At 46.7% G+C, this 14153-nt stretch carries 7 protein-coding genes and 5 tRNA genes; 2 read left to right on the top strand and 10 right to left on the bottom strand.

From position 1 onward, the window contains the following. The first annotated feature begins 12 nt into the window (after positions 1 to 12). Positions 13 to 1169 (top strand): IS3 family transposase gene (locus tag ACZ5DR_RS16240; protein ID WP_464543525.1). Its coding sequence is split into 2 segments (ribosomal slippage): positions 13 to 258 and positions 261 to 1169, totalling 1155 coding nucleotides; the frame shifts between segments, so codons are not numbered across the junction. A gap of 42 nt (positions 1170 to 1211) precedes the next feature. On the opposite strand, the gene ACZ5DR_RS16245 is transcribed toward ACZ5DR_RS16240, so the two are convergent. The 7 genes from ACZ5DR_RS16245 to ACZ5DR_RS16275 all read right to left on the bottom strand — a co-directional run bounded on the left by ACZ5DR_RS16245 (position 1212) and on the right by ACZ5DR_RS16275 (position 3928). Continuing rightward, complete coding sequence (locus ACZ5DR_RS16245; RefSeq protein WP_377368838.1) at positions 1212 to 1682, bottom strand: hypothetical protein; 471 nt, start codon at positions 1680 to 1682, stop codon at positions 1212 to 1214. Between the two features lie 689 nt (positions 1683 to 2371). Continuing rightward, positions 2372 to 2448 (bottom strand) — tRNA-Met (locus ACZ5DR_RS16250). Between the two features lie 81 nt (positions 2449 to 2529). Further along, a tRNA-Met gene (locus ACZ5DR_RS16255) sits at positions 2530 to 2606 on the bottom strand. A 65-nt stretch (positions 2607 to 2671) separates the two neighbouring features. Then, a tRNA-Met gene (locus ACZ5DR_RS16260) sits at positions 2672 to 2748 on the bottom strand. Positions 2749 to 2796: 48 nt separating this feature from the next. Further along, positions 2797 to 2873: transfer RNA gene (locus tag ACZ5DR_RS16265), tRNA-Met, on the bottom strand. A 48-nt stretch (positions 2874 to 2921) separates the two neighbouring features. Then, positions 2922 to 2998: transfer RNA gene (locus ACZ5DR_RS16270), tRNA-Met, on the bottom strand. A 39-nt stretch (positions 2999 to 3037) separates the two neighbouring features. Beyond that, the gene (locus ACZ5DR_RS16275) at positions 3038 to 3928 is read right to left on the bottom strand and encodes a hypothetical protein (protein ID WP_377368836.1); all 891 of its coding nucleotides are present in this window, start codon (positions 3926 to 3928) and stop codon (positions 3038 to 3040) included. A gap of 159 nt (positions 3929 to 4087) precedes the next feature. Between ACZ5DR_RS16275 and msrA the strand changes: the two genes are divergently transcribed. Further along, positions 4088 to 4747: a peptide-methionine (S)-S-oxide reductase MsrA gene (gene msrA, locus ACZ5DR_RS16280; RefSeq protein ID WP_377368834.1), complete on the top strand. Its 660-nt coding sequence runs from the start codon at positions 4088 to 4090 to the stop codon at positions 4745 to 4747. A 54-nt stretch (positions 4748 to 4801) separates the two neighbouring features. On the opposite strand, the gene recD is transcribed toward msrA, so the two are convergent. The 3 genes from recD to recC are packed head-to-tail and all read right to left on the bottom strand — an operon-like array spanning position 4802 to position 14113. Further along, positions 4802 to 6844, bottom strand: coding sequence for an exodeoxyribonuclease V subunit alpha (gene recD, locus ACZ5DR_RS16285; RefSeq protein WP_377368832.1), 2043 nt, complete (start codon positions 6842 to 6844; stop codon positions 4802 to 4804). Beyond that, positions 6837 to 10559, bottom strand: coding sequence for an exodeoxyribonuclease V subunit beta (gene recB / locus ACZ5DR_RS16290; RefSeq protein ID WP_377368830.1), 3723 nt, complete (start codon positions 10557 to 10559; stop codon positions 6837 to 6839). Before recB ends, recD begins: the two co-directional genes overlap by 8 nt. Beyond that, the gene (gene recC / locus ACZ5DR_RS16295) at positions 10556 to 14113 is read right to left on the bottom strand and encodes an exodeoxyribonuclease V subunit gamma (RefSeq protein WP_377368828.1); all 3558 of its coding nucleotides are present in this window, start codon (positions 14111 to 14113) and stop codon (positions 10556 to 10558) included. The genes recB and recC overlap by 4 nt, the downstream gene beginning before the upstream one ends. Positions 14114 to 14153: the final 40 nt, after the last annotated feature.

Consider the following 14153-nt stretch of genomic DNA (forward strand, 5'->3'; position numbering starts at 1 on the left):
TGAGAGGTATTTATGAGCAAAACACGTTACCCAGAACAATTCAAAATTGAAGCGGTTAAGCAAGTGACTGAAGCAGGCTTTAGTGTTGCTGAAGTCGCTAATCGCTTAGGTACCACCACTCACAGTTTATACGCTTGGATTAAACGATATGGCCCTGAGGCAGAATCGTTTGCAGAGGCTTCTGCTGAGTCGAGCGAGATACTTCGTCTTCGGAAAGAGCTCAAGCGAGTGACGGAAGAGCGCGACCTGTTAAAAAAAGCCGCGGCGTACTTCGCAAGCCACCCAGACTAAGATACGCCTTTATCAGGGATCACAGTGCCGACTTTTCAGTAAGGCAACTATGCAATCTCTTCGATGTTCACCCTAGTGGCTATTACGTTTGGTTGAAAGAGCCAAAATCAAAACTTGCTAAGGAAAATGAACGCCTAACAGGTCTTGTCAAACAACTCTGGTTGGAATCGGGTTGTGTTTACGGCTATCGAAAGATCTATCAAGACCTGAGATCCTTGAATGAATCTTGTGGTATTAATCGAGTGCATTATCTGATGCGAAGAGCGGGACTCAAGGCTCAGGTGGGTTACCGTAAGCCTAGAGCTCGGTCAGGAGAAACACATACGATAGCCAGCAATGTGCTTGAAAGACAGTTTAATCCAGAAAGCCCGAATACAGCGTGGGTTACAGATATCACCTATATCCGAACTCATGAAGGCTGGCTGTATTTATCTGTCGTGCTTGATCTCTATTCCCGTCGAATAATAGGTTGGAGCATGGGGCCAAGAATGGTGAAGGAACTTGTTCTTGATGCACTGATGATGGCTGTGTGGAGAAGAAAGTCAAAGCAAAGGGTAATAATCCACTCAGATCAAGGCAGTCAGTTTACGAGCTATGAGTGGCATAGATTTTTGGAAGATCACAACTTACAAGCCAGCATGAGTCGACGTGGGAACTGTCATGATAATGCTGTTGCTGAAAGCTTTTTTCAGCTGTTAAAGAGAGAACGAGTGAAGCGAAAGATTTACTCGACAAGGGGCGAAGCAAAACAAGACATTTTTAATTATATAGAAATGTTTTATAACCCTGTCAGACGCCATAGTGCTAATGATATGTTGTCACCTGTTGAGTATGAGAAACTGTTCGAAAAGATGACTGAGAAGTGTCTACTGAACTAGTGGCGATTCATAAAACACCTCTTATTTAACTAGATTTTAACGTTAATAGGTGTCTAGTAAAGTCTGGGAAGTCCAAACAGTTGGAATTTGTCTAACCTCCAAATGATCGTAAAAACCAGCCGAGCTCGAATGAATTATGGAACTAGACGTATCTAGGGCTTTAATAAAGTAAGTAAACCAGTCCAAAACATCTTCAGAGAGGTCAGAACCAAGTAAGGCCTCTTCCAAGACGTAGAAGATATAAACAGAACCTCCAGAAATTTCGCTTTGATCATACACAAACTTGAAGTTATTTATGTTTAAACTTACGCCCTTAGAGCGCTTTATTGAACCTTCTTTCAAGGCTCGTTTTGTAAACTGTTCAAAGCCCTCTACTAATATTCTGACTTGTTGTTGAATGATTGAATCAGAGGACCCACTGTATCTTTCCACAACACGATGCCCCTCGATCACAGGCATAACCCTAGGCTCTAAATTCGATAGCACAGCAAGCTTTACATCCGTCACATCCAATAGTCTGTCCCCTCAACACAAATAGCATGGATAAATAAACAGTACTCTCAATTCCACACAGTGTATTCAATGCAATTAGTTGTCAATAAATCACCTGATCGCATAGTGATGTTTGAAGATAATTTTTGACAGCGCACCGAGAAAAACACGAATAGTAAAAAAGTCAGCTCTATGGGTGTTATGGTCACAATAAAATCAGAAGCAATCAGCTTTACACAGAAGTGAATTAGAAACAATTAATCTATATTTTTCAGTGGGTTATAAGTAAAAAATCGGCCAATCAGCCACATCAATTAATGTATATTTGTATCCAAAATGGTCACACAAAACATGTGACAACACTCGACATTAAAAACTTAAGATACAAAAATGCCCTATGACTAAATTTCCTTAATTCATACTAGAATGTGCAAGCTAAAGAGGGAGAAACAGAGGGCTACAAAAACGCTAACATAGGGCTTTTGGTCACAATTTAGTCACGGATTCGCCACATGAACTTTTAATTATGAAGCCAGGATAAATTTAGAGGTAATTAAGAAGTGGTTAAATGATTGAAGAATTACTGACAAAAAACGCTAAGCATTACAAATCAAGCAAAGCTTTCTAAGTCTTCTTACTAAGAAAAATGGTAATGTGGCAAGATCTATCTAGGATATTATAAAAGTACTTATGAATCAGTATTTTATAAATGGTTGCGGGAGCCGGATTCGAACCAACGACCTTCGGGTTATGAGCCCGACGAGCTACCAGACTGCTCCATCCCGCGACATGTAACCTATTGAAATTAAACGGTTAATTTTGAAATGTATTAAAGAAAACTGTGACCAATTCTCACGACTTTACGAATTGGTTGCGGGAGCCGGATTCGAACCAACGACCTTCGGGTTATGAGCCCGACGAGCTACCAGACTGCTCCATCCCGCGACAAATAAACTATTGATATAGTTAACAATTTTCATAATGAACCAACAACTTGAATGTGACCAAGTTGGTTGCGGGAGCCGGATTCGAACCAACGACCTTCGGGTTATGAGCCCGACGAGCTACCAGACTGCTCCATCCCGCGACAGATTATGATTTAAGACTAAATCACTAACATTTTTGTTCACTTCATTGGTTGCGGGAGCCGGATTCGAACCGACGACCTTCGGGTTATGAGCCCGACGAGCTACCAGACTGCTCCATCCCGCGACAGATTATGATTTAAGACTAAATCACTAACATTTTTGTTCACTTCATTGGTTGCGGGAGCCGGATTCGAACCAACGACCTTCGGGTTATGAGCCCGACGAGCTACCAGACTGCTCCATCCCGCGCCAACGAGGTGCGTATACTACGGACGAAGTCGGTAAAGGTCAACCCCTAAAATGAAAATCTTGTTGTTCTAATCGCTCAGGGTATCCGAGCATAGAACAATAGTGGCGAATACCGGACAGAGAGGACTGGTTTACACGACAGTAATAGGAAATCATAGAACGAGTGTCCTTACTCATATGAAACCAGTTTCGTAGGCAGTTGAGATATTGAATCTGCTGGGTACTGCGAACCACCCAACCGTTGCGCCCTTCTTTAATGCCATAATACTGACCATTAGGAGCAATCAATAACACAGGAATACCATAGCCATTAGCAATTTCAATGAAACGCCCCTCATCAATGAAGTTAGAAGAGACTGTTAACAGGCCAAAGCTATTTAATATGTCAGCCTCCAAATTAGGAAAGCTGTCCATCGGAATTGCTAAAGAGGTGGCTTTTTCGGCACGCAATTGCAAATCAATGACACTCGCAAAATCATCCTCTGCAAGATACAAAACACCTGGGGCTGCTTTACTATGCTCTGGTACATAGAAGTAACTGTCTCGTTTCGCAGTGGTTCCCCAACTGCTATGTCGACCTAACCAATTAGTGAGTTTACCTATGGTCGAAATGCTCTCATCACTCTCTAACTCCTTTGGAAGTTGATTGGTATGAAGCTGACACTTTAATGCAGGACTTAGAAGCGTCCCTAAGGAGTTCGCTTTGCTACCGAAAGTAATTAAGTGATAAGGAGACTCAAGATGCAGCAAATCCAAAAGCGCTCTCATGGATGGCTTAATCTTATTGTCTTCAGGGGCATGTTCATTTGATAGAGCAACGACACGGAAACTAAGAGAGAAACGCGCGAGCTCATAACTCAATTCTTCTATGAATTGTGCTAGTGAAGCGTTCTTTGCTCTCGCATCCCAAAGGACTATTGCATCCGTCATTTCATAATCACTCTACATTGGATTTTTTCAGTTTATGCTACGCTAAGCATAAGTCCATCAATACTGCGTATCGTTTTGATTCACAACGTAATACATTGTAATTATTGATCATATATATCAATAATTCTGTCATTTTTAACTTTAAGAGAACCACAAAGAATGAGCATTAACTTATTAAAAAATATAGACAAATCGTCAGTAATCAGTAAAAACGAAGCCCTCGAAGGAAGAAGTGAACCATTATTCATCGAGGATACAAACATTGTTACAAAAGACTACATAAAGCGCTCAGCCAAAGAGGGTGAACAAGAGATTTATATCGCCATGGGCTGCTTTTGGGGCGCAGAACGGAAATTTTGGAACACACCTGGTGTGACCGTCACCGCGGTAGGCTATGCAGGCGGCTTCACACCTAACCCGACCTACGAAGAGGTCTGCACTGGCAAAACCGGTCACACTGAAGTGGTAAAGGTTATTTTCAACAAGGCGCAAATAAGCCTAGAAGGCATCTTGAAAGTTTTTTGGGAGAATCACGATCCAACCCAAGGCATGCGCCAAGGGAATGACATAGGAACTCAGTATCGCTCTGCTATATATGTCCTAGACGATGAGGCTCTTGCCGTAGCAGAACAATGCCGTGCTGCCTTCCAAGCGCAATTGGCCAATTCGGGGTTTGATAAAATCACCACCGAAATCGCCAAGTTAGATACATTTTACTTTGCGGAGACCTATCACCAGCAATATCTGCATAAGAACCCAAACGGTTATTGTGGTTTAGGCGGTACGGGCGTTAGTTGCCCTATTGGATTAGGGGTGTAATCCATCCACATGAACAACGAGCATAGGCTGATGCCTATGCTCGGTTTGCCATCATCAATGAATGTATAAACTCAAGCCACTGCTACGCTCGACTTGCTGATTCATTGACGCTTCTAATACTTGGTCATCCCCTGAAATCAAAGTGAAGTGCTTTTTAGAACGGGTAATGCCCGTATAAATCAGCTCCTTGGTCAAGATGTTAGAATGCCTACTGGGTAATAACATGGCCGTGTGAGTGAATTCCGATCCTTGGGATTTATGAACCGTCATGGCAAATACGGTTTCGACACTCTGTAAGCGACTTGGCAGAACCCAACGCACGCCACCTTTACCATCACTGAAAATGACGCGTTGCTTTAACGCACCATTGACCGGATACAACAAGCTGATCCCTACATCGCCATTCATTAAGTCCACACTGTAATCATTCTGGGTCACCATAACCGGACGGCCTAAATACCATAATCCCGCCACGGACCTGAGCTTGCCGCTCGACAAGAGCAGCTGTTCGATCTTCTCATTCATGGCGGCAACGCCCCACTCTCCTTGGCGAGTCGCAACAAGCAACTGAAAATCTACGTGGTGCTCTAAAACCCGTTTCCCCCATTCATCGAAGGCCTCAACACCTGCATCGAGATTTGGCATAGCAGCCACTTGATCTAAAAAGCCCCCATAGCCTTTTACCAATAACCCTTTCACACCAGGGTTGATAGGCGCTTCTGGAAATTGAGTTTGCTCTAAATATTGTAACGCAGGCCCATTGGGAGCTCGCTTTAGGCTCAAAGCAAAGATTTCTTTGAGTCTTGGTAACTTTGGAGATACTTGTGACCCCCTTTGTGTTTCATTAACAAGAGACGCCAGCTGGTGAATCACGCCCCCTTCAACGAAGCGATAGCTGCGACGCAACATACAAACTGCTTGATTCAGCTTAGAGCCAGATTCATCAATATAATCTGGTGCTATCTTTTCACCGACAACGTCTTCGACCCACTGTGCCGTGTGGGAGGTATATTGACCCTCGGCTGCACCGCGACAAAGATCTCCCAGCACATAGCCAGCTTCTACGGAGGCAAGTTGATCCTTATCTCCCAATAGGATCACGCGGGTATCAGGCTCAATGCCTTCAAACAAACTGGCCATCATTTCAATATCAATCATGGACGCTTCATCCACTACCACAATGTCCGCCAATAAAGGGTTAGACTGATTATGGATAAATTGACGAGAATTCGGCTTGGGTTTGAGCAATCGGTGTAGGGTTGTCACCTGAGTCGGAATTACCTGTTTTAGAGCGTCTGGGTTCACATGTCCCACTTCTGGCAAGTCTAAGCGTGTTAGGTTGGCCGCTATGGATTCATTCAAACGTGCAGCAGCCTTACCCGTGGGGGCGGCCAAGCGAATCGCCAATGGTGACAAACCATTTACCAATCGCTGCCCTTGCAACAAAGCAAGCAAACGCAACACTGTGGTTGTTTTACCCGTCCCCGGCCCACCAGTGATGATAGAAAAGTGGTTACTGGCCGCGATGCCACAAGCTACCCTTTGCCAATCTGTGTCATCCACCTGACTTACTTGGCCAAATAATGCCGTTAGCCAATCTCTAATGTCTCGTTCCGAAACACTCGTAGCACGATCCAAGCGATCAGCAATGCCATTCACAATGATTTGCTCTGCTCGCCAGTAACGGCGTAGATATAGAAAACTTGACGCTTCCTCTTGAACGAATACCAGCGGTGACGACTGTGCAGCGATTTCGTCTGTGGTCCCCGTCGCCACAGCATTGGATTTTTCTAGAGCAACAACCAAATCCTGCTTGCTTAGAGTACTTGCCCAACCATTCAACTGCTCTGCCATCAGCAGAGTCTCAAATTGTCCCTCTTCGTCGAATTGCAAAAAACCAGATGGATGTTGCAGCCACTTGTCTAGGTCAATACACACTTGCCCAAGGGAGGCGTTGTAGCTGACAGACAGCAACAAAGGCAAAAGTCGTTCATCTAACTCACCGTCCTCCGTGACTAACCACTTCACCAAGGAAAAATCCACATAGCGCGCAACGTCTGCATCTACCCAGCTTTTGATCTGCTCCAGATTAAACATAAGACAACTCCTGTTGCAGAACCACTGTCTCACCAGCGAACATCTTATCTAGGGCTTCAATGAGCGCCTTGGGCGGTTTGTCCATAATCAGGCCTTGGGTTGTCTCGTTTTCGTAGCCTCGAATAAAATAGTAAACGGCTCCCCCAATATGCTCCTCATAACGGTAGGCGGGAATACGCTCTTTTAGATGGCGATGCAAAGCCACCAGATACAACACATACTGTAAGTCATATCGTTTTTTTAACAGAGCATCCCTAAGACTGGCTTCGTCATAGGCGGCGTCATCAGCTCCCAGACCGTTACTCTTCCAATCGATCACATAGTATTTACCATCCACCTTGGCCACGAGATCGATAAAACCCTTAAACATCCCCTCAAGCATCTGATATTGGGCAGCAGGACGCTCTTGACCGTCCCATGTTTGCTGTCTTACAAGGGAATCCAAATGTTGGGCCTGAACCTTACTGGCGCTAAACATAAACTCCAGCTCCACCGCCATATCCTCTGGCGGAACATCCATTAAACGAAAGGTCACTGGTGCTTGCTCTGGTATGCGATCCAACCGCCATGTTTTGCCTAAAAAGTCACCTAGCCAATCCGATAATGGCTCGGCATACTCTGACAGGTTTCGCTTTCTACAGCGGCTTTCCAACATGTTTAAACGCAAGTCCGCATCCCCTTGAGCGGCCGCAAACCCCTTACGCTTTTCACCGTTTATCTCGGTTCGCTGCTCTGCAGCCCATTCAATAATACCGTGAAGAAAGGTCCCCATATGGCTGCCTCGAGGTAGCTTGTGCATCAGTTTGTGGCTTTGCACAACCTCTGTAACGGGCTCACCTTGATCATCGTCTAGCATTTGCTCATCAATTGCCTGCTCCGGACTGCCGGCTTCTATTTCGAATTCCCCTTCCTTGCCACCAAAAGACAAAGAGGAGTAACTGGCAATCCACCAGGGGGAAATGCTCAATGCATTCACCTGCCTCGCTGGGCAAAACTCTGGCACCGTTAGTCCCACATAGGGAGCCACGCTGGACATGGCTTGCACTACCGAAAAGACTTCTGAGTCTTCCTGATGGGCTGCCACCACATGATTTGCAGATGCTCCCAATAACGCATGGGCTGCTGAGGTAAAGTCTCCCAATTCACCACCCGCCGCATCGCCAATGGCCAGCCATTGAGCACAAATGGCTCGGGTCATGGCCACATAAATCTTGCGCACATCTTCTGCTAACCGCTCCGAATCAGCCTGTGCTACCTGTTCATTAGAGGGGCTAAAACTCAACACCAAATTTTCTTGGTCATCATGATATTCAATCGGCAAATCGGAAGACTTTACGGCCCGAGCAGCATCCAAATACGGCAACATAACCAAGGGGTACTGAAGACCTTTTGACTTATGTACCGTCACCACTTGAACCAAGTCCGCATCGCTTTCGAGGCGCTGTTGAGTGCTTTCTTGCCCAGACTTTTCCGCCGTAATACATTGTTCAAGGTGATGAATTAACGCCTGCTGACCTTGTATGGTTTCAGAGGCTTGCTGCAACAATTCAGAAATATGAAATAGATCCGTGATCGAGCGCTCACCATTAGGCTGATTTAAATACCGCTCTGGCACCATTTGTTCCGTAAAGAAACGATGCAAGGTCGCCATAATGCCAAACTCAAACCAATGGTGATGGTAACGTCTGAATTGCTCAATAAAGCCTTCCCAATAAATCTCATCGTGATTCAGGGCATCCAACTCCGTGAGGCTCATCCCCATCAACCGCGTCCCCAACGCGACCCTTAAATTGAAGCTATTAAAGGGCTCTGCCATGGCTTTTAACACATGTAAAATATCGTCTGCGTCCTCTGTATCAAATACATCGTTCGCATCCGACAAATACACGCTGGACACATTCACATCGAACAAAGCTCGGCGAATTTTTCGGGCTTCCACACCCGAATTCACCAATACAGCAAAATCCTTCGGCTGAAGAGGCCTTGGTCCGTCTCCCAGATCAATGGCCGCACGATCTTCATTAGACAGATTTAGTAAATGAGCAATCTGAGAGGCGGTCGCCACCGCTCGGTCGATGGAATCATCAGAGGCTTCCCCATGCTCTAGAGTCAAATCCCAAAGATTTTGGGGCGCCTGAGGCTCACCCTCTACCAACAAAGCAATCCCATCTTTCTTACCGGCTTGCACTGGTAAAAACGGAATTGGATCCTCTTGCCCTTGCCTAAATAAAAATGCTCCGTTTGGATGAGCCTGCTCTGCCCGCTCAAAGAAGCCATTTACAGCATTCACCAATCGCGGCGAAGAGCGGAAATTGTGGGTCAGGGTATATTGACGATTGCCAGTGTCACGTTTCGCAGATAAGTAGGTGAAAATATCGGCACCGCGAAAACGATAAATCGCCTGTTTGGGGTCACCAATCATAAAGAACCCCGTATCAGGATGAGGCTCCGCTACCCGATAAATGGCATTAAAAATACGGTATTGCACCGGATCCGTGTCTTGAAACTCATCCACTAAAGCAACAGGGAATTGCTTACGGATGACCTCTGCTAATTGTGCCCCACCTTCGTCTTGTAGGGCTTTATCCAGCTTATCCAATAAGTCATTTTGACTGAGCACACCACGTTGAGCCTTTTCCTCTTCTACCCGTGCTGCGACCCAATGGGCACTATGGGCAATGAGAAACTCATTAGGTGTAGGCAACTGATCCAGCACCTCAGGCAGCTTTGCTAAGACAGCTGCCGCCCCACGATCTACTGGGATAGTCCCTTCGTCTAACCAAAATCCAGTGTCCAACAAAGCGATTTTAGCGAAGCTTTTACCCTGAAAGAGCTTATTAACCAAGGCAAGGTTTTCGCCCTCGCTAGCACACCACTGAGCCAAACCATCGAACACACTGGCCCGATGATTTTTGTTCAACGAGGCCGCCTTAAACAACTTACCTTTCGCCGCAGCCTCAAAGTCTTCTATTAAGGTAGGCAGCGCTCCACTGACCTGGGCTTTTAATGAGTCAATGACTGCGGCTCTTTGAGTGGTGATAGCCTGCAACTCAGCGCTAATGTCTGCGCCTACAGGTGCAATGCCATGAACCTTGTAAATTAGATTACCGATCGACCGATGCAACGCCATAGGAGCAGAATAAACCGCCAGCACCTGACGTAGCTCAGGCTCTTCTAGGGTAAAGATCTTTTCTCGCCAATAGTCCTCACAAGCCTGAATCACTAGGGGCTTTTCGTTTTCTAACAGGGTTTGCTGAAAATTCAAGCCACTGTAAAACGCGTGTTCCGACAAAACACGGCTACACCAAGAGTGAATCGTGGACACTGCGGCTTCATCCATCCATTCTGCCGCAATATCAAGGCGACGAGCGGCGGCATACAAGGAAGTTTCTGCTTCTACCTCTTTGCGCAAGGCTCGAAGGTGCATATCCGTACTGGCTTCTTCATCGGCTCGAAAATAAGCAGCCGTTTCTACCAAACGGGCACGAATACGATCCCTAAGCTCCCGAGTGGCCGCTTTTGTAAAGGTCACAACCAGAATATTGGGGGGCAGCAAAAAATCCGTGAAACTGTTTTCTCCCCCGTGCTTTAACACAAGTCGCAGATACAACAACGCCAGAGTATAGGTTTTACCTGTGCCCGCGCTCGCCTCGATTAACGCGGAGCCTGCTAAGGGGAAGGTCAATGGGTTCAATTGCTGGGTGGAATGGCTCATGCTTTCGCCTCCGGTGACACACTGGTCAGAATAGGTCCACAGAGTAACTGAGCGTGCTCTTCTAGCTGTGCTAGCTGTTCAGACGTTAAAGGCTCTTGTATATGCAATCGCCCATAATGGTTGGATGGACTCCCCAGATCCCCATTTATGTAACCCTCTACCAAACGCTCTTGGTCTGTCTTCTTAGATCGGCCTTGAATCAAGTAAGCCATCCCCCCATGAATGCCAAAACATAAGGGATCATGCATTGCCCGTAGCCAAGCTGTCAGTAGATCCTTTAGCACCCTTTCAGCGGTTTCAGTGGCCATACCATGAAAGCGCAAATCCCCATTCGGGGTCATCAGCTGTGTGTCCACGGGCTGCTGATGAACCAGGTTCGCCACCAAATGGCGCACCCAAGCGTTTACCCCATTGCGCCAGACCACATTAGTCCCTAATTTGTTGTCTGTGACGGAGCGGCTAATGTCACCTTCTTCGTCGATAATGCTGTCTTTGTAAACGTTGGAGGTTTGCATAATAAACTGAATCAAACACTCCCTATCTGAAGCTTTATAGAGACGCTCCAGATCATCTTCGTAATGCAAGGTTACCCCATCACAGGTGAGCTGGATTTCTGCTTGGCGCAGGGTGTCAGGCACCATAGCCAGTGTGCCGATGGCCTTTTTCCAACCAAAATATAACTGCTTTACTTTCGTTGGAAACAAACGATCTCGATGCACCTCTGAGAAAGCACCACCGTGTAATTCTCCCGCGGCGATTTGACGCTCTAATTGGCGCTCCACTTCATCATCCCAACTGGACTGGGTCACATTAAGCCGTTTGGCATAATTCAGCATCTGGTCATGGACTTGCCAGGCTTCTAATCCATCAGAGTCAAAGTTTTCCACTACTTTGGTTTCTTCGATCTCACTGGGCTTACGAATATCAAGGCGCTCGCTGTAGAGGGCGTCCACTGGAGAGCGATAAAAAGACGTCAACTTGCGCGCATTCAAGGGCGCATCAGGCTGCCAATCTGGAAGTGCTTCGTCCCCTTTCTCTAACGCCTCATAACCTTGATAAATCCCCTGCCACTCGTGCTGATAGGTGAATACTGGTGACCCTTGAGTAAAATACTGACGACTAAAGGGCTGCATCGGGTATTCTGTTGTCAACTGAACAGCCAATGAGTCGTTTTGCCATCCCTTATTTAGGTAATCTCGAAGCTGCCCTACCAAAACCGATGGGGGTTGTTCACTGTTGTCTTTAGCGCTGCGTCCTTGCCAACTAATAACCAGTTTATCCCGTGCGGAGAGCACCGCTTCTAAAAACAAATAACGGGCATCTTCTCGACGTGAGCGGTCCCCCGGTCGGTAATCCCCTACCATCAAGTCAAAGTCCATTGGCGTACTCACTTGGGGATAGTCCCCGTCGTTCATACCAATCAAATACACTTGTTTAAACGGAATCGCGCGCATGGGCATAAGAGTAGCGAAATTCACTGATCCAGATAAAAATCGCTGACTCAAAGCAGGTTCGTCCAATTGCCCCATAAAGGTTTCTTGGATCACATCCACAGACACAGGTTCTTGGTCAACACCTGCCCCTTGTACTTGGTCTTCCAGCGCTTCAATTTGCTCTTCGATACGAGTGACCACCCGACGTTCTGAGTCATTACTGGGTAGGAAGAAGGTATCCAATAGGCCTTGCAAGCTGTCCGCCCAATGCAACAAAGGTTTTGGCTCTACGAAAGCCCCCCAAACCTCTTGGATGTCATCGATCAGACGGTGCATTTGCCCGAGAGTCTGTGCATCTAGGCCACCGATATCCCCATAAGGCAAGACACCTTGCCAGATGTCACCCGCTCCAACGCTATACCCCAGAAGCATTCGTTTTAAGCCAAATAACCAGGTGTTTTGTTCCGATGCACTGGTCAAGCCCAGAGAATGACGTTGTTCTTTTGATAGCCCCCAGCGGATATTGGCGTGTTCAATCCAAGATTTAAGTTGCACCACATGCCCTTCCTCCAACCGATAACGGGCACGCAATGCAGGAATGTCTAACAGTGACAACAAGTCGGTGGCTTCAAATCGGGATTGAGTAATCGCCAATAAGGACTCAAAAGCAGCCACGATAGGATGCTGCTGACGGGCACTTTGATCGGCCACGTGGTAAGGCAAAAAGCGCTTATCTGCGTAGTCACCATATTTAGCAAAGCGACCAAACACCGCCTCAATATGAGGAACATAGACATTAATGTCCGGGGCCATAATCAGGATGTCCCTCGGTTCGAGAGACTCCCCTTTGGCTGCGGCATGCTCGAATTCACTCAACAAGCGGTCATGAAGGATTTCTATTTCACGTTGGCGGGAGTGGTTTTCAATAAACGTCAGGCTGGTATCCCTTTGGGTGTCCACCTGACGGCCAAGGGACTGACAATCTTCCAAACTGCGGAGCTGAAAAATATCATCCTGTAACTGCGCCAACAGGGACTGCCCTTCAGGGGCTTCAAATAAGTCAATCTTGCTGTCCACAAAGAATCCTTGATACGCTCCCGGCTGGTCACGCTCGTCTAGGGAATGAAGGTAATCTCGGCCTAGTTTCCCCCATGATGCGAGCAAAGGGTTGCCATACAAATGGGCTTCGTCCAAAGACACGTCTTTGTTTGGTCGACCAGCTTTCATCGGTCGACGAGAATGAGCTTGGCGCAACAATTGACGCCCTTCGATCAGATCCCCCCAGTAATATTCACTGGGATTCATGGTGAACAATAACACCTGAGTAAACGACGAAATGGCCTGCAGTACTTCTAAGGTTTGGTTCGGTAAAGAGGAAATACCAAAGACGATCACGCGGCGAGGCAAACCTTCTAAGTGATCCACCTGCTGACATTGCTTGAGGAAGTCTTGGTGGATCTCGGAACGGTTAACCACCTGTTGCGTCTCCCCTTTGAACTGGGGGTCATTTTGAATATCGGCCACCAAATATCGCCATAATCTAGGCTGCCATATTTGATCATCAGGCACTGCTTTGGTTTGTCCTACCACATAAGGCTTGTCCCGTTCCGGCAACACATCTGCTCCGGCTTCCCAAGCTTGCAACCAATCCGCGCGATACACCTGATATTGGTCGTACAATTTTGCGATTCGCTCCGCCAAGATAAAACGGCGGTGTTCACGGCTTTTGCCCGATGCCATAAAACGTACCAAGGTGTCGTAATGGCCTTCTGCATTTTCCGATTCAATGGTGTTCAATAGTCGAAACAGACGCCAAACCATGGGCTTCATATCAAATGGAGACTGGGTATCAAGGGACCAAAAGGCAGAGCGATAGGCTTCCCAAATGAACCGTCCTGGAAGTGACACATCGATGGATGCAGCAATGCCACAGCCACCTTCTGTCTCGTCTTGAGCAATCGCCTGCTGAAGCCACTGGGCAATACCGTTACTCTGCACCAGAAACTTATCCGTCTCCAAAGGCTCCAGCGGATACCGCTTTAACCAAGACACCAGCACATCTTTTAGTAATTCAAGGCGGTTACCTTGAATGACCATCAATCCCGTCGGCCAATCGCTCACACCATTCTCCGGTTTATTCAAAAATCCATCCCATACTATA

Source organism: Marinomonas vaga (assembly GCF_055388305.1).

What these genes read in the sequence shown, in the direction of transcription:
- recB (WP_377368830.1), bottom strand. Translation starts at nt 10,559, where the DNA reads ATGAGCCATTCCACCCAGCAATTGAACCCATTGACCTTCCCCTTAGCA.
- ACZ5DR_RS16275 (WP_377368836.1), bottom strand. Translation starts at nt 3,928, where the DNA reads ATGACGGATGCAATAGTCCTTTGGGATGCGAGAGCAAAGAACGCTTCA.
- recD (WP_377368832.1), bottom strand. Translation starts at nt 6,844, where the DNA reads ATGTTTAATCTGGAGCAGATCAAAAGCTGGGTAGATGCAGACGTTGCG.
- msrA (WP_377368834.1), top strand. Translation starts at nt 4,088, where the DNA reads ATGAGCATTAACTTATTAAAAAATATAGACAAATCGTCAGTAATCAGT.